This is a genomic window from Pseudomonas sp. 20P_3.2_Bac5 (assembly GCF_025466035.1).
GTDB lineage: Bacteria > Pseudomonadota > Gammaproteobacteria > Pseudomonadales > Pseudomonadaceae > Aquipseudomonas.
In genome coordinates, this window is record NZ_JANLOA010000119.1 from 12,452 (window position 1) to 34,974 (window position 22,523).

At 63.8% G+C, this 22,523-nt stretch carries 23 protein-coding genes; 10 read left to right on the forward strand and 13 right to left on the reverse strand.

The window, feature by feature from the left end:
- Entirely contained in the window at positions 1–1,353 is a 1,353-nt protein-coding gene (locus NTD88_RS21815) for a 3-oxoacyl-ACP reductase (protein ID WP_262153560.1), read from the reverse strand.
- A gap of 118 nt (positions 1,354–1,471) precedes the next feature.
- On the opposite strand from NTD88_RS21815, the gene NTD88_RS21820 reads away from it, so the two are divergent.
- Positions 1,472–2,749: an acetyl-CoA C-acetyltransferase gene (locus tag NTD88_RS21820; RefSeq protein WP_262153559.1), complete on the forward strand. Its 1,278-nt coding sequence runs from the start codon at positions 1,472–1,474 to the stop codon at positions 2,747–2,749.
- On the opposite strand, the gene NTD88_RS21825 is transcribed toward NTD88_RS21820, so the two are convergent.
- Positions 2,736–3,752: a bile acid:sodium symporter family protein gene (locus NTD88_RS21825; RefSeq protein ID WP_262153558.1), complete on the reverse strand. Its 1,017-nt coding sequence runs from the start codon at positions 3,750–3,752 to the stop codon at positions 2,736–2,738. The genes NTD88_RS21820 and NTD88_RS21825 overlap by 14 nt on opposite strands.
- An 85-nt stretch (positions 3,753–3,837) precedes the next feature.
- Between NTD88_RS21825 and NTD88_RS21830 the strand changes: the two genes are divergently transcribed.
- Both NTD88_RS21830 and NTD88_RS21835 read left to right on the forward strand, forming a co-directional pair.
- Entirely contained in the window at positions 3,838–4,629 is a 792-nt protein-coding gene (locus NTD88_RS21830; protein WP_262130238.1) for an AraC family transcriptional regulator, read from the forward strand.
- A gap of 131 nt (positions 4,630–4,760) precedes the next feature.
- Positions 4,761–5,654: a PA4780 family RIO1-like protein kinase gene (locus NTD88_RS21835; protein ID WP_262130239.1), complete on the forward strand. Its 894-nt coding sequence runs from the start codon at positions 4,761–4,763 to the stop codon at positions 5,652–5,654.
- Position 5,655: 1 nt separating this feature from the next.
- Here NTD88_RS21835 and cueR read toward each other — a convergent pair whose 3' ends face one another.
- Genes cueR through NTD88_RS21850 form a run of 3 tightly spaced genes read right to left on the reverse strand, consistent with a single transcriptional unit; the run spans position 5,656 to position 8,892 of the window.
- Entirely contained in the window at positions 5,656–6,054 is a 399-nt protein-coding gene (cueR, locus tag NTD88_RS21840) for a Cu(I)-responsive transcriptional regulator (RefSeq protein WP_262130241.1), read from the reverse strand.
- A complete protein-coding gene (locus NTD88_RS21845; RefSeq protein ID WP_262153557.1) occupies positions 6,051–8,453 on the reverse strand; it encodes a heavy metal translocating P-type ATPase in 2,403 nt (800 codons plus the stop codon). The genes cueR and NTD88_RS21845 overlap by 4 nt, the downstream gene beginning before the upstream one ends.
- Positions 8,454–8,508: 55 nt before the next feature.
- Positions 8,509–8,892 carry a hypothetical protein gene (locus NTD88_RS21850; protein ID WP_095156080.1) on the reverse strand — a complete coding sequence of 128 codons (384 nt, stop codon included), beginning with the start codon at positions 8,890–8,892 and terminating at the stop codon, positions 8,509–8,511.
- Positions 8,893–9,039: 147 nt separating this feature from the next.
- Between NTD88_RS21850 and NTD88_RS21855 the strand changes: the two genes are divergently transcribed.
- Together NTD88_RS21855 and NTD88_RS21860 are read left to right on the forward strand one after the other, a co-directional pair.
- The gene (locus tag NTD88_RS21855; RefSeq protein ID WP_095156081.1) at positions 9,040–9,237 is read left to right on the forward strand and encodes a heavy-metal-associated domain-containing protein; all 198 of its coding nucleotides are present in this window, start codon (positions 9,040–9,042) and stop codon (positions 9,235–9,237) included.
- A 138-nt stretch (positions 9,238–9,375) separates the two neighbouring features.
- On the forward strand, positions 9,376–10,557 hold the full coding sequence (locus tag NTD88_RS21860) for a multidrug effflux MFS transporter (protein WP_095156082.1): 1,182 nt from the start codon (positions 9,376–9,378) through the stop codon (positions 10,555–10,557).
- On the opposite strand, the gene NTD88_RS21865 is transcribed toward NTD88_RS21860, so the two are convergent.
- Both NTD88_RS21865 and NTD88_RS21870 read right to left on the reverse strand, forming a co-directional pair.
- A complete protein-coding gene (locus NTD88_RS21865) occupies positions 10,541–10,705 on the reverse strand; it encodes a hypothetical protein (protein WP_177431580.1) in 165 nt (54 codons plus the stop codon). The genes NTD88_RS21860 and NTD88_RS21865 overlap by 17 nt on opposite strands.
- Before the next feature lie 112 nt (positions 10,706–10,817).
- Entirely contained in the window at positions 10,818–11,831 is a 1,014-nt protein-coding gene (locus NTD88_RS21870; protein WP_095156083.1) for a zinc-binding alcohol dehydrogenase family protein, read from the reverse strand.
- 110 nt (positions 11,832–11,941) lie between these two features.
- Here NTD88_RS21870 and NTD88_RS21875 point away from each other — a divergent pair, with 110 nt between their 5' ends.
- On the forward strand, positions 11,942–12,862 hold the full coding sequence (locus tag NTD88_RS21875) for a LysR family transcriptional regulator (protein WP_262153556.1): 921 nt from the start codon (positions 11,942–11,944) through the stop codon (positions 12,860–12,862).
- Between the two features lie 453 nt (positions 12,863–13,315).
- Positions 13,316–14,041, forward strand: a complete 726-nt coding sequence (locus NTD88_RS21880) for an ArsR/SmtB family transcription factor (RefSeq protein WP_095156084.1) — start codon at positions 13,316–13,318, stop codon at positions 14,039–14,041.
- Positions 14,042–14,086: 45 nt separating this feature from the next.
- Here the strand turns inward: NTD88_RS21880 and NTD88_RS21885 are convergent, their stop codons facing one another.
- The 3 genes from NTD88_RS21885 to NTD88_RS21895 form a co-directional block, all read right to left on the reverse strand.
- Positions 14,087–15,040 carry an adenosine deaminase gene (locus tag NTD88_RS21885; RefSeq protein ID WP_110971323.1) on the reverse strand — a complete coding sequence of 318 codons (954 nt, stop codon included), beginning with the start codon at positions 15,038–15,040 and terminating at the stop codon, positions 14,087–14,089.
- Between the two features lie 150 nt (positions 15,041–15,190).
- Positions 15,191–15,874, reverse strand: a complete 684-nt coding sequence (locus NTD88_RS21890; RefSeq protein ID WP_262153555.1) for an SDR family oxidoreductase — start codon at positions 15,872–15,874, stop codon at positions 15,191–15,193.
- Positions 15,871–16,254: a MerR family transcriptional regulator gene (locus NTD88_RS21895; RefSeq protein ID WP_095156087.1), complete on the reverse strand. Its 384-nt coding sequence runs from the start codon at positions 16,252–16,254 to the stop codon at positions 15,871–15,873. The genes NTD88_RS21890 and NTD88_RS21895 overlap by 4 nt, the downstream gene beginning before the upstream one ends.
- 83 nt (positions 16,255–16,337) lie before the next feature.
- Here NTD88_RS21895 and NTD88_RS21900 point away from each other — a divergent pair, with 83 nt between their 5' ends.
- Positions 16,338–16,775, forward strand: coding sequence for a hypothetical protein (locus NTD88_RS21900; RefSeq protein ID WP_262153554.1), 438 nt, complete (start codon positions 16,338–16,340; stop codon positions 16,773–16,775).
- A gap of 277 nt (positions 16,776–17,052) precedes the next feature.
- Here NTD88_RS21900 and NTD88_RS21905 read toward each other — a convergent pair whose 3' ends face one another.
- The 3 genes from NTD88_RS21905 to NTD88_RS21915 all read right to left on the reverse strand — a co-directional run bounded on the left by NTD88_RS21905 (position 17,053) and on the right by NTD88_RS21915 (position 19,324).
- Positions 17,053–17,637 (reverse strand): IMPACT family protein, encoded by a 585-nt coding sequence (locus tag NTD88_RS21905; RefSeq protein WP_095156089.1) that lies wholly within the window; start codon positions 17,635–17,637, stop codon positions 17,053–17,055.
- A gap of 9 nt (positions 17,638–17,646) precedes the next feature.
- Positions 17,647–18,306, reverse strand: coding sequence for a TetR/AcrR family transcriptional regulator (locus tag NTD88_RS21910; RefSeq protein WP_095156090.1), 660 nt, complete (start codon positions 18,304–18,306; stop codon positions 17,647–17,649).
- A 100-nt stretch (positions 18,307–18,406) separates the two neighbouring features.
- Positions 18,407–19,324, reverse strand: coding sequence for a LysR family transcriptional regulator (locus tag NTD88_RS21915; RefSeq protein ID WP_095156091.1), 918 nt, complete (start codon positions 19,322–19,324; stop codon positions 18,407–18,409).
- A 126-nt stretch (positions 19,325–19,450) separates the two neighbouring features.
- On the opposite strand from NTD88_RS21915, the gene NTD88_RS21920 reads away from it, so the two are divergent.
- Positions 19,451–20,797, forward strand: coding sequence for an aspartate aminotransferase family protein (locus tag NTD88_RS21920; protein WP_095156121.1), 1,347 nt, complete (start codon positions 19,451–19,453; stop codon positions 20,795–20,797).
- 61 nt (positions 20,798–20,858) lie between these two features.
- Positions 20,859–22,352, forward strand: a complete 1,494-nt coding sequence (locus NTD88_RS21925) for a CoA-acylating methylmalonate-semialdehyde dehydrogenase (RefSeq protein WP_110971318.1) — start codon at positions 20,859–20,861, stop codon at positions 22,350–22,352.
- The last annotated feature ends 171 nt before the right edge of the window (positions 22,353–22,523 follow it).

Consider the following 22,523-nt stretch of genomic DNA (forward strand, 5'->3'; position numbering starts at 1 on the left):
TCAGGCCCCCATCACGGCTTGGCCGCACACCCGCAGCACTTGGCCGTTGACCGCGCCGCTGCCCGGCTGCGACAACCAGGCGACTGCTTCGGCGACGTCCTGCGGCAGGCCGCCCTGGCCGAGGGAGCTCATGCGCCGCCCGGCTTCACGCAAGGTGAACGGGATGGCCGCGGTCATGCGGGTTTCGATAAACCCCGGCGCCACGGCGTTGATGCTGGCGCCGCGCTCGGCTAGCAGCGGCGCCCAGGCCTGCGCGAGGCCGATCAGGCCGGCCTTGCTCGCCGCGTAGTTGGATTGCCCGCGGTTGCCGGCGATCCCGCTGATGGAGGCGAGCAGGACGATCCGCGCGTTGTCGTGCAGGGCACCGCCGTCGAGCAGGGCCTGGGTCAGCACGGCCGGGGCCTTGAGGTTGACCGCCAGCACTGAGTCCCAGTATTCCGGGGTCATGTTGGCCAGGGTCTTGTCGCGGGTGATGCCGGCGTTGTGCACGACGATATCGATGCCCTCCGGCAGGCCTTCGAGCAGTTGCGTCGCTGCGTCGCTGGCGCAGATATCCAGCGGCAAGGCACGGCCGCCGAGACGCTCGGCCAGGGCGTGCAGATCATCGCTGGCCTGCGGTACATCCAGCAGCACGACATCGGCACCATCCCGGGCCAGGGTTTCGGCGATGGACGCACCAATGCCGCGCGCCGCGCCGGTCACCAGCGCCGTGCGTCCGGCGAGCGGGCGGGTCCAGTCCTGCACCTGGCTGGCGCAGGCTTCCAGGCGCAGCACCTGGCCGCTGACGAAGGCGCTTTTTGGCGACAGGAAGAAGCGCAGCGCACCTTCGAGTTGGTCTTCCGCGTCGCGGGACACATAGAGCAGTTGCAGGGTGCCGCCGTTGCGCAACTCCTTGGCCAGCGACCGGCTGAAACCTTCAAGGGCGCGCTGGGCGACCCTGGCCAGCACCTCGTCGAGGTGCTCCGGCGCACGCCCGAGAATGACGACATGCGCGCTGCCGGCGAGGCTGCGCAGCAGCGGCTGGAAGAACTCGCGCAACTGCTTGAGCTGGTCAATATCGCTGATGGCACTGGCATCGAACACCACCGCCTTGAGCTTGCTGCCCAACCCGGCGACCCACGCCGGCAGGCCCAGGGCTTCGTCGGCGAAGCTGTAGGCCTCGTCGGTGAGACGACTGGCGAACGCCGCCACCTTCGCCGCCAGCGGCCCGCCGCCGAGCAGCAGGGCGCCCTCCACCGGGCGTAGCCGACCGGCTTCCCAGCGTTCCAGTCGGGCCGGCGCGGGCAGGCCGACAGCACCCACTACACGGCGTCCGAAATCGGAGTTGGCGAAGTTGATATAGCGATCGCTCATGAGTACGTCTCCCTGAAATAAGCTCCAAAGTGTGGACCATGATCGGCCATTGGTCGTTCGCTCCGGGAAAAAACACCTACGCTGTAGGCGTCTATTTCGCGAAGTAAGGAAGTCTTCTATGCGAGTTTTGCGTCGGGTCGCGATCATTGGCGGCAACCGAATCCCTTTCGCCCGCTCCAACGGCCCTTATGCCCGCGCCAGCAACCAGATGATGCTGACCGCCGCCTTGGAAGGGCTGATCGAGCGCTTCAGCCTGCACGGCCTGCGCCTGGGCGAAGTCGCCGCGGGGGCGGTGCTCAAGCATTCCCGCGATTTCAACCTGACCCGTGAATGCGTGCTCGGCTCGCGCCTGTCGGCGCAGACCCCGGCCTACGACATCCAGCAGGCCTGTGGCACCGGTCTGGAAGCGGCGTTGATGGTTGCCAACAAGATTGCCCTGGGCCAGATCGAGTGCGGCATCGCCGGTGGCGTCGACACCACGTCCGATGCGCCCATCGCCGTCAACGAAGGCCTGCGCCGGATATTGCTGGAAGCCAATCGCGGCAAGAGCACGGGGGAGAAACTCAAGGCCCTGCTCAAGTTTCGCCCGAGCTACCTGAAGCCTGAACTGCCGCGCAATGGCGAGCCGCGTACCGGGCTGTCCATGGGCGAGCATTGCGAGCTGATGGCGCAGACCTGGCAGATCGGCCGCCAGGAGCAGGACGAATTGGCCCTGCGCAGCCACCAGAACATGGCCGCGTCCTTCGCCGAAGGCTGGCACAACGATTTGCTGACGCCGTTCCAGGGCTTGTCCCGCGACCACAACCTGCGCCCGGACCTGACCCTGGAAAAACTCGCCAGCCTCAAGCCGGTGTTCGAGCGCAGCGAGAAGGGCACCCTCACCGCCGGCAACTCGACGCCGCTCACCGACGGCGCCTCGGTGGTGCTGTTGGCGAGCGAGGACTGGGCGAAAGAGCGCGGCTTGCCGGTGCTGGCCTACCTGCTGGACGGCGAGAACGCCGCGGTGGATTTCGTCAAAGGCCACGAAGGCTTGTTGATGGCGCCGGTCTACGCGGTGCCGCGGCTGCTCGCGCGCCACGGCCTGAGCCTGCAGGACTTCGATTACTACGAAATCCACGAAGCCTTCTCCGCGCAGGTGCTGTGCACCTTGAAAGCCTGGGAGGACGCCGACTACTGCCGCGAGCGGCTGGGCCTCGACCAGCCGCTGGGGTCCATCGATCGCAGCCGGTTGAACGTGAAGGGCAGCTCGTTGGCCGCCGGCCATCCGTTCGCTGCTACGGGCGGGCGTATTGTCGCCAACCTGGCCAAGCTGCTCGACCAGGCGGGTCAGGGCCGCGGGCTGATTTCCATCTGCGCCGCGGGCGGTCAGGGCGTGACGGCGATTATCGAGCGCTGACCAGGGCGGCGGCTTCCCGGGCCGGCTGGTTGGCGTAATGCTCGGCCATGATCGAGCAGACGATCAACTGCAGCGGGTGATAGATCATGATCGGCAGCAGGATCAGTCCCAGGCCCGGGTGGGCGCCGAAAATCAGCGCGGCCATCGGCGCCCCGGCGGCCAGGGACTTCTTGCTGGCGCAGAACACCGCGGCGATCTCGTCGGGACGGCTGAATTTCAGCGCCCGCGCGCTGCGGGTGGTCAGCCACAGGACCAGCGCCAGCAGCACCGCGCTGCCGACCAGGGCGCTGACGATCACCGACAGCCCTTGTTGCTGCCACATGCCCGACATCATCGAGTTGCAGAACGCCGCGTAGACCAGCAGCAGGATGACCAGCTTGTCCATGACATTGGTATAGCGTTTGTGCCGGGCGAAGAAGCGTCCCAGCCAGGGCCGGAGCGCCTGGCCCAGCAGCAGTGGGGCCAGCAGCAGGCCACAGAGGTCGAGCAGGGTGGCGCCGAGGTCGATGCCGTCGCTGCCACTGCCCACCACCAGACTCACCAGCCATGGCGTGATGAAGATCCCCAGCACGCTGGACAGGCTGGCGTTGAGGATCGCCGCCGGCACGTTGCCGCCGGCGCTGCCGGTCAGCGCCACCGAGGACGAAATGGTCGAGGGCAGGGCGCACAAGTACAGGAAACCGAGCATCAGCAGCGCCGGAACCTGACTGCCGAGCAGCGTCTTGCCCAGCAGCCACAGCAGCGGGAAGACCACGAAGGTGAAGAGCTGCACCATCAGGTGCAGGCGGGTGTTTTTCAGGCCGTGGCGGATCTGCTCGCTGGACAGGTTGATGCCGTGGAGGAAGAACACCACGAACACGCCGATATTGATCACGTATTCGGCATGCATCGCCCCGCCCGCCGCACCGAAGTGCGGGAACAGCCAGGCGAGAAACGTGGCCAGGAACATGCCGCAGAGGAACCAGTCGGTGACCACGCGCTTGAGATGTTTGATTGCTTGCATCGGCGTACCTTCGAATCATCTTGTAATAATCGTGGTTGAGGCTAACCTGCCCGTCAGTTTCCGTCTTGCGACATAAGGCCAAGCGATGCCGAGTAACGGACAAAATTCCGCCCCTCGTCGGATTCCCGACCTGACGGTGCTGCCTCGGCCGCTGTATGCCCGTGCCGAAAGCCTCGGCGCCGGCTCCTGGACGCCGCGTCATCGGCACGATTGGGTGCAGTTTTCCTACGCCATCAGCGGGGTGCTCGGGGTGCATACCGCCGAGGGCAGCTATTTCGCCCCGCCGCAGTGGGGCGTGTGGATTCCGGCCGGGGTCGAGCATGAGGTGATCACCTCGACGCGGGCGGAAATGCGCAGCCTGTATGTGCGCAGCGAAGATTCGTCCTGGGCTGCATCGCACTGCCGGGTGCTGGAGGTGACGCCGCTGGCGCGGGAGTTGATCAAGCAGTTTTGCGTGTACCCGGTGGACTACCCCGAAGGCGACAGCCACGAGGCCCATCTGGTACAGGTCTTGCTCGATCAGTTGCAGCGTTTGCCGGAGGTGGGCTTCTCGCTGCCTTCACCGCAACACCCCGGTTTGTTGCGGTTATGCAACGAATTGCTGGCCCACCCTGAGCAGACGCACACCCTTGAACACTGGGCTCAGCGCCTGGGGCGCTCGGAAAAAACCCTGATGCGGCTGTTCCAGCGCGAGACCGGTTTGAGTTTTCGTGCGTGGCGCCAGCGCATGCGTCTGTTATCGTCCCTCGACGCCCTCGAACAGGGCCAGAGTGTCACCCAGGCGGCGCTGGGCTGTGGTTATGACTCGACCTCGGCCTTCATCGCGGCCTTCAAAGGGTTGTTTGGTGCCACTCCCGGGGAACTGTTCAGAAATTGAGCTGACGTAAATTGAAACCCCTCGCCCTTGATCCGGGTCCGTTTCCGGCAGGGCGCCTGAGCTATCGTGTGCGCGCGGCGCCACGGCAGCGCATCCATCAGTGGCAGAGACAGGAGCAAGAACAAAAGCCGATGAAGACTCCCAAACGGATAGAACCGCTGATCGAAGACGGTCTGGTAGATGAAGTGCTGCGTCCGCTGATGAGCGGAAAGGAAGCAGCGGTGTACGTAGTGCGTTGCGGCCAGCAACTGCGCTGCGCCAAGGTCTACAAGGAAGCGAACAAACGCAGTTTCCGCCAGGCTGCCGAGTACCAGGAAGGGCGCAAGGTGCGTAACAGCCGCCAGGCCCGGGCGATGGCTAAGGGCTCGAAATACGGCCGCAAGGAAGCTGAAGATGCCTGGCAGAACGCCGAAGTGGCGGCGTTGTTCCGCCTGGCCAGTGCCGGCGTGCGGGTGCCCAAGCCCTTCGATTTTCTCGACGGTGTGCTGTTGATGGAACTGGTCGCAGGCGAGGACGGCCAGGCCGCGCCGCGACTCAACGATGTGGACCTGGAGCCGGAACAGGCCCGTGAGTACCACGCCTTCGTCATTCGTCAGATCGTGCTGATGCTGTGCGCGGGCCTGGTGCACGGTGACCTTTCCGAGTTCAACGTACTACTCGACCCGGAAGGCCCGGTGATCATCGACCTGCCGCAGGCCGTGGACGCCGCCGCCAACAACCACGCTTTCAGCATGCTGGAGCGGGATGTGGCGAACATGGCCCACTACTTCGGGCGCTTCGCCCCGGAGCTCAAGGAAACCCGCTTTGCCCGCGAGATGTGGTCGCTGTACCAGGCGGGCGAGCTGCAACCGGACAGCGTCCTGAGCGGACAGTGGAAAGACGATGAGCACACCGCCGATGTGAACGGCGTGATGCGGGAAATCGAAGCGGCGCGGATCGACGACGAGCGACGCAAGGCCGCCAAGGTCGATGCCGAACGCGGCCCGACCAAGGGCGAGGAACCCCCGCCCCCGTGGATGCAGTGAGTCAGTGACAGCAACCGGCTGCCAGATCCTTGAGGATCGGGCAGTCGGGGCGATCATCGCCCTGGCAGTGGGCGACCAGTTCGCTGAGGGTGTCGCGCAGGCTCACCAACTCGTCGATACGCCGGTTGAGGTCGGCGATATGTTCGCTGGCCAGCGCCTTCACGTCGGCGCTGGCGCGCTGGCGGTCTTGCCACAGGGTCAGCAGCTTCGCCACTTCCTCCAACGAAAATCCCAGGTCCCGCGAGCGCTTGATGAACGTCAGGCTGTGCAGGTCGTCCTGCTGGTAGAGACGGTAGCCGCTGTCGCTGCGCGAGGCCGGCTTGAGCAGGCCGATGGACTCGTAATAGCGGATCATCTTCGCGCTCAGGCCCGTGCGCTTGGCCGCCTGGCCGATATTCATGGCTTTTGCTCCTCTGTCGGCGTGTCCGGTTTCCAGGTCTTGAGCAGCAGGGCGTTACTCACCACGCTGACGCTCGACAGTGCCATCGCCGCGCCGGCCAGTACCGGGTTGAGCAGGCCGAAGGCCGCCAAGGGAATTCCGATCAGGTTGTAGATGAAGGCCCAGAACAGGTTCTGGCGAATCTTCGCGTAGGTCTTGCGGCTGATTTCCAGCGCCGCGGGCACCAGGCGCGGGTCACCGCGCATCAGGGTGATGCCGGCAGCCTGCATGGCAACGTCGGTGCCGCCGCCCATGGCAATGCCGATATCGGCGGCGGCCAGGGCTGGGGCGTCGTTGATGCCGTCGCCGACCATCGCCACTACGCCGGTCTTCTTCAGTGCGCCGACTTCGGCGGCTTTGTCCGCGGGCAGCACTTCGGCGTGCACGTCCTTGATGCCCAGCGCCTCGGCCACCACCTTGGCGCTGCCGCGGTTGTCGCCAGTCAGCAGGTGGCTGCTGATGCCTTGCGCGGCCAGTTGCTTCACGGCCTGCTCGGCGCCGGGCTTGAGGCTGTCACCGAAGGCGAACAGGCCCAGCACCCGCGCCTGCGGAGCACGCTCGATCAGCCAGGACAAGGTGCGGCCCTCGGCTTCCCAGGCTTGCGCGTTCGCTGCCAGCTCGCCCGGCTGCAAGCCGCTTTCATCCAGCAGGCGGCGGTTGCCCAGCGCCAGCGAGCGGCCGTCGAGGCTGCCGGCGATACCGCGACCGGTCAGCGACTGGCTGTCCTGGATCTCGGGTACGTTCAGTTGCTGTTCGGCACAGGCATCCAGCACCGCCTTGGCCAGCGGGTGCTCGCTGCCGCGCTGCAGGGCGCCGGCCAGTTGCAGCAGTTCATCGGCTGACACCGCCAGTGCCTGGCTGTGGACGATGCGCGGGCTGCCGGAGGTCAGGGTGCCGGTCTTGTCGAAGACCACGCGGTTCACCGCATGGGCGCGTTCGAGGGCTTCGGCGTCCTTGATGAGGATGCCGTGGCGCGCGGCCACGCCGGTGCCGGCCATGATCGCGGTGGGCGTTGCCAGGCCGAGGGCGCACGGACAGGCGATCACCAGCACGGCGACGGCATTGATCAGCGCCACTTCCATGGAGGCGCCGGCCAACCACCAGCCGATCAGGGTGACCAGCGCCAGCACCAGCACCGTCGGCACGAAGACCTGGCTGACCCGGTCCACCAGTTTCTGGATCGGCGCCTTGGCCGCCTGGGCGTCTTCCACCAGTCGAATGATCCGCGCCAGCACGGTTTCCGTGCCCAGCGCGAGGGTGCGGACCAGCAGCCGGCCTTCGCCGTTGATGGCGCCGCCGGTGACACGATCACTCGGCTGCTTGGGCACCGGCAGGCTCTCGCCGCTGATCAGCGCTTCATCGGCGTGGCTCTGGCCTTCGATGACTTCGCCATCCACCGGAAAGCGCTCGCCGGGTTTGACCAGCACCAGGTCGTTCAGGCGCAGCGCGCTGATCGGTACGTCGCGCTCCACGCCGTCCACCACTTGCAGCGCGCGTTCCGGACGCAACGCTTCAAGGGCGCGGATGGCACTGGCGGTCTGGCGCTTGGCGCGGCTTTCCAGGTATTTGCCCAGCAGCACCAGGGCGATGACCACCGCCGAGGCTTCGAAATACAGGTGCGGCGCCATGCCGGCGTGGGCCTGGCTCCATTCGTACAGGCTCAGGCCGTAGCCGGCGCTGGTGCCGAGGGCGACCAGCAGGTCCATGTTGCCGGCGCCGGCGCGCACGGCTTTCCAGGCCGCGACATAAAAACGCGCACCGAGCACGAACTGCACGGGCGTGGCGAGGGCGAACTGCGCCCAGGCCGGGAGCATCCACTCGATACCGAAGGGTTGCAGCAGCATCGGCAACACCAGCGGCAGGGCCAGCAGCAAGGCCAGGCCCACCGCCCAGCGCTCGTTGCGCAGGCGCCGTTCGCTGTCATCCACGGCCGTGTTGCCGGTTTGCGGAAGGCTGGCGCTGTAGCCGGCGCGCTCGACGGCGGCAATCAGCAGGCTGCTGTCGGGTTGGCCGATGACTTCGACATGGGCACGTTCGCTGGCCAGGTTGACGCTGACCGATTGCACGCCGGACACCTTGTTCAGGGCCCGCTCGACACGGCCGGCGCAGGACGCGCAGGTCATGCCGCCGATCTGCAACTCAAGGCTCTGCAGCGGCACGCTGTAGCCAGCCTGGCTGACCGCTTCCACTAGCGCCGGCAGGCGGTCAGCCGGGGCCAGGATGCGGGCCTGCTCGGTGGCGAGGTTGACGTTGACCTGCTCGGCGCCGGCGACTTTGCGCAGCGCCCGCTCCACCCGACCCGCGCAACTGGCGCAGGTCATGCCGGAGATCGGCAGGTCGAAGGTGATTGACTCGGGCATGGGGGCTCTCCTCCGTGGACTGGCCGCCAGCATCAACCTTGCCATGCTGGCAAGGTCAATAGTTCAAGTCGGCCTTCTTCAGGTAGAGGCCATTCTGGCCCGAGGCGATGCGGTATTTATTGATCTGGCCGTTCTGCAGGGTGAATCGCTGGCTACGCTGGTTTTCGATGCCGTTGTCGCAGCCTGGTGCCTGGCCGGGCAGCAGACGCAGACGGATATCCACCTGGCCGGCCGGCAGGTTGAAGGAGACGGAGTCTTCCTGGAATACGCGACCGGAGAGCTGGTCGTTGAGGTAAATCCCGATCTCGCATGTGGTGGCCACTTCCAGGCGCTCGCGGGAAATGATCAGCACGCTGTAGTCCTGACTTTCAGCGATGGCCGGGGAAACGCTGCTGAACAGCCCCAGCACACCGAGAAGGCCCAACGCTGCCTTGCCCATGGATGAATCTCCTGCTGATGAATCGACAAGCACGCAGCTTGGCCGAGGCGGGCGAGGATTTCCAGCCCGGCAGCGCCACGACAAACTTGACCTTGCCCCGGTGGCAAGCTTGAGACTGCGACTAAATCCAACCAGGAGGTAGCGACGATGCAAGTATTCAATGTGCAAGGCATGACCTGCGGCCACTGCGTCAAGGCCGTGACCAACGCGGTACAGCGTGAAGATGCGACGGCGCAAGTCACCGTCGATCTGGCGCAGAAACAGGTGTCGGTGAAGAGCGAATTGCCGTCGGAGCAGATTCTCGAGCTGATCCGCGAAGAAGGCTACGAAGCGCGGGCGATCTGACCGATCCGGCTTCATCGCCGGCCGGCGCCCCTGCTTGCCGGCGATGAGGGTCGAAAAGAATTTCCTTATAACTCCTTCAGCGAGAACCCCGCGGGCCAGTTAGACTAGCCAACTTGCTTAGCCTGCTACGGATTCCCGATGAACCTGCGAACCATCCTCATACTCGGCGCACTCAGTGCGTTCGGGCCGTTGGCGATCGACTTCTATCTGCCCGGCTTTCCCGCGATGGCGGTGGCCTTCGGCACCGATGAAAAACATATCCAGACCACCCTTGCGGCGTATTTCCTCGGCCTGTCCATCGGCCAACTGGCCTATGGCCCGGTAGCTGACCGCTTTGGCCGGCGCATTCCGCTGTTGGCCGGCGTCACCTTGTTCACCCTGGCATCGCTGGCCTGCGCCTTCGCGCCCAGCCTGGATACGCTGGTGGTCGCGCGCTTCGTCCAGGCCCTGGGCGGCTGCGCGGGGATGGTGCTGTCGCGGGCGATCGTCAGCGACAAGTGCGACGCGGTCGGCTCGGCGAAAGTGTTCTCGCAATTGATGCTGGTGATGGGGCTGGCGCCGATCCTCGCGCCGATGCTCGGCGGGGTGCTGGTCAACCTCTATGGCTGGCAGTCGATCTTCATCGCCCTGACCCTGTTCAGTGCCGTCTGTGCGCTGACCGTGGCCTGGGGCTTGCCGGAAAGCCTGCCGGCGAATCAGCCACGGCCACCATTGTCCGGGGCGCTGGGGCAATACGGGCGGCTGCTCAAGGATGGCGTGTTTCTCGGTTACGCCCTGACCGGCGGGATCGCCATGGCCGGGATGTTTGCCTACGTCGCCGGTTCACCGTTCGTCTTCATCAAGTTGTACGGCGTGCCAGCCGAGCACTACGGCTGGCTGTTCGGCATGAACGCGGCGGGGTTCATTCTGGTGGCACAGGTCAACGCCCGCCTGTTGGCCAAGCGCGCGCCCAGCTCGCTGCTGGCGCGCACGATCTGGGTGTATCTGGCGGCGGGCCTGGTGGTGTTGGGCATCAGCGCGCTGCACACGCAAGCGCTGTGGCCGCTGTTGGTGCCGTTGTTCCTGTGTATCGCCAGCCTGGGTTGCATCATTCCCAACGCCTCGGCCTGCGCGATGAACGGGCAGGGCGCCCGCGCCGGCAGTGCCTCGGCATTGCTGGGTTGTCTGCAGTTCAGTGTGGCGGCGGGAGCGGCTGGGCTGGTGAGCGCGTTGCACGACGGCACCGCGCTCCCCATGGCGTTGGTCATCACCCTGTGCGGTGCCGGGGCGGTGACAGCGGCGGTATTGACCCGCCGCCTGCAACTCAAGCGTAGCGCCTGAGCGGATGCGGCGCCTGAAGCCGGGCTTGAAGGGTATTTATAAAGGCCCGGGCTTCGGCCTCGCTGCGAAAACTCACCACATGCTGATCGAGCCGGACTTCCCAAGGGCAGCCCGGTTTTTTGCCTGACGCATTGAGCACAATCTTCATCGCGGCATACCTCCGGTTGGCAAAGGCTGCCGCATTGTAGACGCCGTGTTCGCGCAGACGGCATGACCTGGAGCAATCCGCGGACTGACGGTCATGCCGTGCGTCGGATGCCTCAGAACCCTTCGAGTACGATCTTGCCTTTGGCGCTGCCGCTCTCCAGCAATGCGTGGGCGCGGCGCAGGTTGGCGGCGTTGATCTGACCGAAATGCTCGCCGAGGGTGGTCTTCAGGGTGCCGGCGTCGATCAGTTCGGCCACCCGGTTGAGCAGCTTGTGCTGTTCCAGCATGTCCGGGGTTTCGAATAGCGAACGGGTGTACATGAACTCCCAGTGCAGCGACAGGCTCTTGCGCTTGAGCTTGGTCACGTCCAGTTGCTTCGGATCGTCGATCAGCGCCAGCTTGCCTTGCGGCGCCAGGGCTTCGACCAGTTGATCGAGGTGTTCATCGGTCTGGGTCAGGCTGGCGACATGGGTGACCTGATCGATCCCTTGCGCCTTCAACTCCGCGGCCAGTGGCTGGCGATGGTCGACCACATGATCGGCACCCAGCTCGCGCACCCACTGTTGGGTTTGCTCCCGTGAAGCACTGCCGATCACCCGCAGGCCGGTGAGCTGGCTGGCCAGTTGGGTGAGGATCGAACCAACACCGCCGGCGGCGCCAACGATCAGCAGGCTCTGCCCCAGGTCCTGTTTGCCTTCGGCGACCTGCAGGCGCTCGAACAGCAGTTCCCAGGCAGTAATCGCAGTGAGTGGCAGGGCAGCGGCTTCGGCGAAACTCAGGGTTTTCGGCATGTGGCCAACGATGCGCTCGTCGACCACGTGCAGTTCGCTGTTGCCTCCGGCGCGGGCGATAGAGCCGGCGTAATAGACCTTGTCGCCCGGCTGGAACAGGCTGACTTCACTGCCCACCGCCTTGACCACCCCGGCGACATCCCAGCCCAGCACCTTGGCCGCGCCACCTTCGGGTTGGGCGTTGCGGCGCACCTTGGTGTCCACCGGGTTGACCGAGATTGCCCGGACTTCCACCAGCAAGTCGCGCGGGCCGGGTTCGGGGGCCGGCAGTTCAATGTCCTGCAGGGCGGCGGCGTCTTCGATCGGCAGCGACTGGTAATAGGCAACGGCTTTCATCAGGGGATTCCTCGTGAATGGATGCTGGCCATCATTGACCCTTTCGTTTCCAGTTAAAAGCCGCTAAAACCGCAGAAACTTTCAAAATAATTTTGAAAATGGAGGCCGCCTTGCTGCGCTTCGATGACCTGCAATTATTCGTCAGTGCCGCCGAGCACGGCAGCCTGTCGGCGGCGGCGCGCTTGCTCGACCTGTCGCCGGCGGTGGCCAGCGCGGCGCTCAAGCGCCTGGAGGCGCAACTCGGTGCGCGTTTGCTGGCCCGCTCCACCCGCAGCCTGCGCCTGACCGCCGAGGGCGAGGGCTTTCTCGCGCACGCCCGGGCGGCCCTGGCCAGCCTCGACGAAGGACGGCGCCTGCTGGCCCGCGAGCAGGATGAAATCAGCGGGGTGTTGCAGTTATCGGCGCCTTCGGACTTTGGCCGCAACGTGCTGCTGCCCTGGCTGGACGAACTGCAGCGCGCCCATCCGCTGCTCAACGTGCGCCTGTTGCTGGGCGACCGCAACGCCGACCTGTTCCGCCAGCCGGTGGATATCGCCCTGCGCTACGGCACCCCGGAGGATTCCAGCCTGGTCGCGGTGCCGCTGTGCCTGGAAAACCGTCGTGTGCTCTGCGCCGCGCCGGACTACTTCGCGCGACATGGCGAGCCGCGCAGCATCGCCCAACTGAGCGATCACAACTGCCTGCTCTATCAGTTGGGCAGCGGCGTGCATGACCACTGGCGTTTCCAGTTGCAGGGCCGCGAGGAAAGCGTGCTGGTCAGCGGCGACCGTTTCTGCGACGACGCCGATGTGGTGCGGCGCTGGGCCCTGGCGGGTGTCGGGATCGCCTACAAATCCTGGCTGGATGTGGCCGCCGATGTGCGGGCCGGCCGCCTGCGGGTATTGCTTGGGCACTATCGCGGCGAGTCCACGCCGCTGAACCTGCTGTGCACTCACCGGGCGCAGTTGAGCAAGCCGGTACAACGCTTGAGCGCCCTGCTCAAGGAGCGCTGCCGGTTGTTGCTGGATGAGTTGAAAACAGAGGCAGGTTAATCATTCGTTTTCATGTCCGACATACACTGCGCATATGTATGAAGGAAGTTATTACTTTGGATGTAGGTAAAGTAACTATTCAATTTGCCTTGATAACTTTCCTGTCATCCTCGATGCCATGAATACATAGGCACTTGCGCCGCAAAAATGGCCGTTGTCCCGCAGAACACCTAGCGTCGGGCTTTCACCCAGGGTTGCGAAAGCATGGGCAGTTTGTCGCAAAAGGCGGCGCTTACACCGGAATAAGCAGGCTTATACTGGACCGGGCAATTGCCATCATCGGGATAATGTTTCCAGGTTGAAGCAAGGGCGGGATGCCCTTTCCCCATGAACTTCTACCTCGAGTAAGTACCGTACCGGTTTCCTGGTATCGGCGGTCGGGCCATTGTCTGCCCGGCTTGAAGATGGGAGGAGCCCGCATTCGCCAATGACAACTACGCAGGGAGTGGACAGATGCAACCGATAGCCAGTATCAGCCAGATCGCCAGTTTGATGGCCGATCCCAAACGCAGTGCAATGCTCTGGGCACTTATCGATGGAATGGCGCGTCCCCTGGAGGAACTGGCCACTCTGGCCGGGCTGACACCTTCTTCGGCGTGCGCGCATCTGGCCCGGCTGTCGGCCGGGGGGCTGCTCAAGCGTGAGGCTCGCGGGCGCAAGCGCTACTTCCGGCTGGCCGCACCGGAAATCGGCACTGCCGTGGAAGCACTGGCCAGCGTGACAATCCGCGACTTCGAGCGGCCGGCGACATCACGCGAGCAGGCTCCGGTGACGGTGCCGCTGGCAATGCGTCGGGCGCGGCTGTGTTGGGATCACCTGGGCGGCGAGGTGGCGGCTGATCTGCTGCAGCGCCTGCTGGACGCGCAGTGGGTGCAACAAGCCGAGCAGCAACTGGAAATTACCCTGCACGGCCGCGTTCATTTCGCTCGCCAGGGCATCTTCATCGACGCACTGGCCCCACGCGATGGTCGCCTGTGCAGCCTCTGCAACTGCTGCAGCGAGGTCCACGACCGACGCTCGCACCTGGGCGGCGCGTTGGGCAGCAGTCTCATGAAGTTGTTCGTTCAGTCGGGTTGGGTGCGGATCAGCGATGAGTCCAGGGTCGTGCAGTTGACCCCCGGTGGACTGCGCGGCATCCAGCAAATCGCCCGCATGCCGGCGCCGCTGTCGATGGGCTGAACACGACGCCCGGCGAGAAGGTCGCCGAGCGTTTGTTCAGGCGTTTCAGGCTTTGACGAGGCGGGCGTCCAGGCTGTTCTGGGCGAGGCGACGGGCTTGGTCTTCGGTCATGCCGAGATGGGTGTGCAGGGCGTGGAAGTTCTCGGTGACATAACCGCCGAAGTACGCCGGGTCGTCCGAGTTCACCGTGACCTTAACGCCGCGTTCGAGCATGTCGAGGATGTTGTGCTGGCTCATGTGGTCGAACACGCAGAGCTTGGTGTTGGACAGCGGGCACACGGTCAGCGGGATTTGCTCGTCGATGATGCGCTGCATCAGACGCTCGTCCTCGATGGCGCGCACGCCGTGGTCGATACGCTCGATCTTCAACAGGTCCAGCGCTTCCCAGATGTACTCGGGCGGACCTTCTTCGCCGGCGTGGGCGACAGTCAGGAAGCCTTCGCTGCGGGCACGGTCGAAGACGCGCTTGAACTTGCTCGGTGGATGACCTTTCTCCGAGCTGTCGAGGCCCACGGCAATGAAGGCATCGCGAAACGGCAGGGCTTGGTCGAGGGTCTTCTGGGCTTCTTCTTCGCTCAGGTGGCGCAGGAAGCTGAGGATCAGCCCGCTGCCGATGCCCAGTTGCTCGCGGCCGTCCTTGAGTGCGCGGGCGATGCCGTCGAGGACCACTTCGAAGGGAATGCCACGGTCGGTGTGGGTCTGCGGGTCGAAGAAGGGCTCGGTATGGATGACGTTCTGAGCCTTGCAGCGTTGCAGGTAGGCCCAGGTCAGGTCGTAGAAGTCCTGCTCGGTGCGCAGCACGTCGGCGCCCTGGTAGTACAGGTCGAGAAACTCTTGCAGGTTGTTGAAGGCGTAAGCCGCGCGCAGGGCTTCGACATCATTCCAGGGCAGGGCGATCTTGTTGCGCTCAGCCAGGGCGAACAGCAACTCGGGCTCCAGCGATCCTTCCAGGTGCAGGTGCAATTCTGCCTTGGGCAGCGCGTTAAGCCAGTCGTACATGGTCAATTCTCATCAGGTGCAATCGGCGCATTCTACAGAGGTTGTCGGACCGGGGCGGTGAAACCTGACCGGCCGGTTGAACTATAGCTGCGCCGTGACACCTGTCCGGGCCGTTTCACTTTGCGTGGAACGGCCCCTTCGCAGGAGAAATCACCAGACCAGCGATTCGCCCTTGTAGTTGATGTAATGCACGCCGCCCTTGCCGGCGTAAGCGCTGACTTGCTCGACCATACCGCGGGTGCTGGTGAGCACGTCGATGTCGGCGCCGTCGCCGCCCATGTCGGTCTTGACCCAGCCCGGGTGCATGGCCAGCACGCTCAGGCCAGTTTCGCCCAGGCGCACGACGAAGCTGTTGATCATCGAGTTCAGTGCGGCCTTGCTGGCTTTGTACAGGGCCAGGTCCGGAGCGTCGGGAATGCTGATGCTGCCGAGGATAGAACTCATGAACGCGATAACGCCGCTTCCACGCACTTGCCCGGCAAAGCGCTGGGCCACGCGGATCGGTGCCACGCTGTTGGTCAGGAACAGTTCTCCAATCTCGTTCAGTTGTGCGACTTCAGCGTTTTGATTGTCCGGCCCTTTAACTCCTGCGTTGACGAACAGCAGGTCAAACGCCTGGCCATCGAGACGCTTTTGCAGGGCGTCGAGCTGGGTGGTGCTGTTCATTTCCAAGGTTTCCACCTGGATGCCTGGCAATGCCGCCAGTGCACTGGCCTTGGCCGGGTCGCGCACGGTCGCAACGACCTTCCAGCCGTCTTCGCTCAGGCGTTCAGCCAGGCCGAGGCCCAGACCACGGGAGGCTCCGATGATCAGGGCGGTTTTCGGGTTAGTCATGCGAGAGCTCCTTTCAATGAGGGGGACGCCGTCAGGCGCAAGGGACAGCGTTGCTGCAGCCGTTCACGCAACTCCTGGCGCAACTGATCAAGGGCCTCTATCCGGGCTTCGACCAGTGCCAGCTTGTCTTCGATAAAGCGCGTGACCAGCGCTTCCGGGTCTTTCGCCTGCCACAACTCGGCGACGTTCTGGCTGATTTCGCCAAGGCTGAAACCGAGCTTCTGCGCGGTCTTGATCAGCAGCACCAGTTGCACGGTTTCTGCCGGGTAATTGCGGTAGCCGTTGGCACTGCGATGGGCGCGGATCAGGCCGCGCTCCTCGTAGAACCGCAACGTGTCGCGGCTTACGGAACAGGTCTGGGCCAGTTCTCCGATACGCACAATTGATTCCTGAGGAAGGGTTGACCCTGGAGCATACTCCAGGCTTTAGCCTGCTGCCTTTACTTTCCAGCAAGGAGCGGCACATGTGGAGTCAGAAGGGTTATCGGGGTTTGGTCAGGGCCAGTGGCTGGTACGACCTGTTGGTCACGGCGGCATTCGTAACGCCTTGGAGCCTGGCCTTGTTGCACGGTGCGTTGAGCCAGTTGAGCGCCGGTTGGGAATTGGCGGGAGAACTGCCGCCCTTCGCCCCGATGCACGTGTTGATGGCCAACCTGATGGGCTCGATTGTCTGCGTCTGGTCTGTGCTGCGTATTCGCGATCCACAGGTGCAATTCGGTCGCTATGACGCCGCGGGCCGATTGCTGTTCGCCAGTTGGCAAGCGTATGCGCTGATGCAGGGCGCGACCGAATTGATCTGGGGGATTCTGGTGATGGAGTTGGCCTGGGCGGCGCTGCAGTTGTGGCCAATACGCGCTGTGGAAAACTCGGCTGATCAAAAAACGATCAACTGCTCCGCGTGACGGCCAGGCAAGCGATTGGCGCAGGCGTGCACGGTTTATCCACAACTTGCTCCACAGTATTTGTGTGCAACACCGCGCGGGGGATCCAGACCCGGATTCGTTGCTTTCCAACGCTGATAACCGGACTTAAGCGGCTGATTTTTGGACGAATAAGCGGTTGTCATCAGATTGTGATCAAAATCTGATCGTTTCCCTGCAGGCCTTGCTGGACAAGGCCTGTAGAGGAGTGCGCAGAGGTTATCCACAACCGGGCCCACAGCACATGTGGGCAAATCGTTCAGCAGGGCTCGAGCAGGATTCGGCCACGGCTGAGGTCCGCCAACTGCCGCTGCACGGTATCGATCTGCGCTGCGCCAAGGGCGAGGCGGACATCGACGCCATTTGAGGTGAACTCCTCGCCCAGCACCACGCCATCGGCTTCGCTCACCCGTAACTTTAGCAGCGCCAATTCGCTGAACGAGCAACTGCACTTGAGCTCCGTACGACTGACCAGCAGGCGCTTCGGCGCCTGTTGCAGGCACTTGTTGGCGCCGCCGCCGTAGGCCCGGGCCAGTCCGCCGGTGCCCAACTGAATGCCGCCGTACCAGCGGATCACCAGCACTACCACTTGATCACAGTCCTGGGCTTCGATGGCGGCGAGTATCGGCCGACCGGCAGTGCCGCCGGGTTCGCCGTCGTCGCTGCTGCGGTATTGCTCGCCGATCTTCCAGGCCCAGCAGTTATGGGTGGCGGCGAGGTCGCTGTTCTGCTCGATGAACGCCTGGGCGTCGCCAGGCGTGCTGATGGGCGCGGCCAAGGTAATGAAGCGGCTCTTGCGAATCTCTTCGCGGTATTCGCAAGTGTCCAGCAGGGTAGAAGGCATAAGCGGGTGTCAGTTCGGCGGCGTCAGGCCACAGCCTTTGAGGATGATGTGGATAAGATTGTTGCCGGCTTCTTCCATGTCTTGCTTGGTCAGGCGGCTGCGGCCGGTGACCTGGCAGATCTGGGTGGCGAAGTCGGCGTAGTGCTGGGTGCTGCTCCAGAGCAGGAAGATCAGGTGAACCGGGTCGACCCGGTCCATCTTGCCGGCATCGATCCAGCCTTGGAACACCGCGGCCCGGCCTTTGAACCATTCGCGGTAGTCCTGGCTGAAGTAGTCGCTCAGGCACTGGCCGCCGCTGATGATCTCCATGGCGAAGATCCGCGAGGCCTGTGGGTTGCGTCGCGAGAACTCCATCTTGGCGCGGATGTACTGGGCGAGGGACTCGGCCGGGTCATCATCGACGCTCAGGGCGTTGAAGGTGCTGTCCCACAACTCGATGATGTTGCTCAGGACCGCGATGTACAGCCCCAACTTGTTGGTGAAGTAGTAGTGCAGGTTGGCTTTGGGCAGCCCGGCGTTCTGGGCGATGGTGTTCATGCTGGTGCCTTTGAAGCCGTGCCGTGCGAATTCGTCCTCGGCGGCCTGGATGATGGCTTGCTCGTTCTTCTGGCGAATTCGCCCGGCGGGCTTGGCGGCCAAGGGGCGGTGGGCGGGCACTTCGAGGGTCATGGGCGATTCCGGCAAGAGCTGGGAAATAGAGGCACCTGCACTGATACCCCAGCCGCGGCGGGCAGACAAGCGCGAAGCGGCAGAATATCGCAAATGCGTCTCATCGTGTCGCGGCCAGACTCTCCAGGAAGCTCTCCAGCACCAGATGCGGGCGCCGCCCCTTGCGTGTTACCCAGGCCAGGCTCAGGTCGTAAAAGCGCTCGCTGGGTTTGAGTGCACGCAGGCGCCCCTGCTGCACCCAGAAGGTCGCATAGTGATCCGGTAGGTAGCCGATGTAGCGTCCGGTGAGGATCAGGAACGCCATGCCTTCGCGGTCAGACGCGCTGGCGGTGCAGTGAAGTGCCTGGTAGTGCTCCTGGATTTCCGCAGGGAGCCGGAAGGTCGGGGCGATGGCGTCCTGGCTGTTGAGGCGCTGGTCGTCCAGTTGGCGGTCGTCGGCATAGAACAGCGGGTGGCCCACCGCGCAATAAAGCAGTGAACGCTCGCTGTACAGCGGCTGGTATTCGAGCCCGGACAGCGGGCTGGCCTGCGGCACCACGCCGACATGCAGGCTGCCGTCGAGCACGCCTTGTTCGACCTGGCTCGGCGGGATCATGCGGATGCGGATGCGCACGTCCGGGCCACGGTCCTTGAGCTGGGCGAGGGCATGGGTGATGCGCATGTGCGGCATGGTCACCAGATTGTCGGTCAGGCCGATGTTCAACTCGCCGCGTAGATGCTGGTGCAGGCCGTTGACCTCGGTGCGGAAACTCTCCAGTGCGCTGAGCAACTGCAGCGCCGACTGATAGACCTCCCGACCTTCCTCGGTCAGCGAGAAACCGGCACGCCCGCGCTGACAAAGGCGCAGCCCGAGGCGTTGTTCCAGATCGCCCATTTGCTGGCTGATCGCCGAGCGCCCGATTCCCAGCACGTTCTCCGCCGCCGAGAAGCCGCCGCATTCGACAACGCTGCGGAAAATCTTCAGTAGCCGGATGTCGAAATCACTGACTTGGGAAAGCGGCTCCGGGCGACGACTCATAGTTTAGTGTCCAGTGAACTGAGGATTAGAAAAGTACAGTTTTCCGGACTTTATAGCCGTGACAACGTATCGGCAACACAACGCTTTCTTCGAATGCTGTTCAATCCGCCTTGCGAGGTCTTGACGATGAACCTGCCTGAAAACGCTCCCGCCGGTCTGGCTAGCCAGCTGAAGCTGGATGCGCACTGGATGCCTTACACCGCAAACCGTAATTTCCAGCGCGATCCGCGCCTGATCGTCGCCGCTGAAGGCAACTATCTGGTCGATGACAAAGGCCGCAAGATTTTCGACGCGCTGTCGGGCCTGTGGACCTGCGGCGCCGGTCACACCCGCAAGGAAATCCAGGAAGCCGTTTCTCGTCAGTTGGGTGTGCTGGACTATTCGCCAGCGTTCCAGTTCGGTCATCCGCTGTCGTTCCAGTTGGCCGAGAAGATCACCGACCTGACGCCTGGCAACCTCAATCACGTCTTCTATACCAACTCTGGTTCCGAGTGCTGTGACACTGCGGTGAAGATGGTCCGTGCCTACTGGCGCCTGAAAGGCCAGGCCACCAAGACCAAGCTGATTGGCCGTGCCCGTGGTTACCACGGCGTGAACATCGCCGGCACCAGCCTGGGCGGTGTGAATGGCAACCGTAAACTGTTTGGCCAGTTCCTCGATGTCGACCACATTCCGCACACCGTGCTGCCGGGCAACGCCTTCAGCAAAGGCATGCCGGAAGAGGGCGGTATCGCCCTGGCCGATGAGATGCTCAAGTTGATCGAGCTGCACGATGCGTCCAACATCGCCGCGCTGATCGTCGAGCCGCTGGCTGGCTCCGCCGGCGTCCTGCCGCCGCCTAAGGGATATCTGAAACGTCTGCGGGAAATTTGCGACCAGCACAACATTCTGCTGATCTTTGACGAAGTCATCACCGGCTTCGGTCGCATGGGCGCGATGTTCGGTGCCGATGCCTTCGGCGTGACCCCGGACCTGATGTGTATCGCCAAGCAGGTCACCAACGGCGCCATCCCTATGGGCGCGGTGATCGCCAGCAGCGAGATCTACCAGACCTTCATGAATCAGCCAACGCCTGAGTACGCGGTGGAATTCCCCCACGGCTATACCTACTCGGCGCACCCAGTGGCCTGCGCGGCCGGTATCGCCGCACTGGACCTGTTGCAGAAGGAAAACCTGGTGCAGTCCGCCGCCGAACTGGCGCCGCACTTCGAGAACGTGTTGCACGGCATCAAGGGCACCAAGAACGTCATCGACATCCGCAACTACGGCCTGGCCGGCGCGATCCAGATCGGCGCGCGGGACGGCGACGCCATCGTGCGTCCTTACGAAGCGGCGATGAAGTTGTGGCAAGCCGGCTTCTATGTCCGTTACGGCGGCGACACCCTGCAGTTCGGCCCGACCTTCAATACCAAGCCACAAGAACTGGACCGCCTGTTCGACGCCGTGGGCGAAGCCCTGAACGCCATCGACTGATTTCCTCTTCCGGGGTGGGCGCGGTCTTGCGCCTGCCCGAACCCGAATTCTGGAGTTTTGCATGAGCACCGTTGCACACCTGATCAATGGCGAGCTGGTTTCCCCGAACGAGCGCAGTGCCGACGTTTTCAACCCGGCCACTGGCCAGGCGATCCATAAAGTGTCGCTGGCCAGCCGCGCTACCGTGCAGCAGGCCATCGATGCAGCCAAGGCTGCGTTCCCGGCCTGGCGCAATACCCCGCCTGCCAAACGCGCCCAGGTCATGTTCCGTTTCAAGCAATTGCTGGAGCAGAATGAAGCACGCATCTCCCAGCTCATCAGCGAAGAGCACGGCAAGACCCTGGAAGACGCCGCCGGTGAGCTGAAGCGCGGGATCGAGAACGTTGAGTTCGCCTGCGCCGCTCCTGAGGTGCTGAAGGGCGAGTACAGCCGCAACGTGGGTCCGAACATCGACGCCTGGTCCGACTTCCAGCCGCTGGGCGTGGTTGCCGGTATCACCCCGTTCAACTTCCCGGCCATGGTGCCGCTGTGGATGTACCCACTGGCGATCGCCTGCGGTAACACTTTTATTCTCAAACCATCGGAGCGTGATCCGAGTTCGACCCTACTGATCGCTCAACTGCTGCAGGAAGCCGGCCTGCCGAAGGGCGTGCTGAACGTCGTGCATGGCGACAAGGAAGCCGTGGACGCACTGATCGAAGCGCCGGAAGTCAAAGCGCTGAGTTTCGTGGGCTCGACACCGATTGCCGAGTACATCTATTCCGAAGGCACCAAGCGCGGCAAGCGCGTCCAGGCGCTGGGCGGCGCGAAGAACCATGCGGTGTTGATGCCGGATGCGGATCTGGACAATGCGGTCAGCGCGCTGATGGGCGCTGCCTATGGTTCCTGTGGCGAGCGTTGCATGGCGATCTCGGTTGCGGTGTGCGTGGGTGACCAGGTCGCCGATGCGTTGGTGGCCAAGCTGGTTCCGCAGATCAAGGGGCTGAAGATTGGCGCTGGCACTTCCTGTGGCCTGGACATGGGGCCGCTGGTAACTGCGGCTGCGCGGGACAAGGTCGTTGGCTATATCGACGATGGCCTGGCGGCGGGTGCAGAGCTGGTGGTGGATGGTCGCGGTTATCGCGTGGCCGGTCATGAAGACGGTTACTTCGTTGGCGGCACGCTGTTCGATCGCGTCACGCCGGAAATGCGCATCTATAAAGAAGAGATCTTCGGACCGGTGCTGTGCATCGTCCGTGTCGGCAGCCTGGAAGAGGCCATGCAACTGATCAACGATCACGAGTACGGCAACGGCACCTGCATCTTCACCCGTGACGGTGAAGCGGCGCGGCTGTTCTGCGACGAGATCGAAGTGGGCATGGTCGGCGTCAACGTGCCGCTGCCGGTGCCTGTGGCTTACCACAGCTTCGGCGGCTGGAAGCGTTCGCTGTTCGGCGACCTGCATGCGTATGGCCCGGACGGCGTGCGCTTCTACACCCGGCGCAAGGCGATCACCCAGCGTTGGCCGCAACGTGCCAGCCATGAGGCTTCGCAGTTCGCGTTCCCGAGTCTGTAACGCGAGCTATATAGAAGAGGGCGGCCGCAACGCCGCCCTTCTTCGCTTTTCAGCGCTTTTGACCGAGATGACAACTTTGTTGCAATAAGTGCTTGACGCCCCGTTTTATCTGTCTATAATTCGCCCCACTTCCGGCGCAGTCGAAACGGAAAACTCCTTGAGATTCAACGG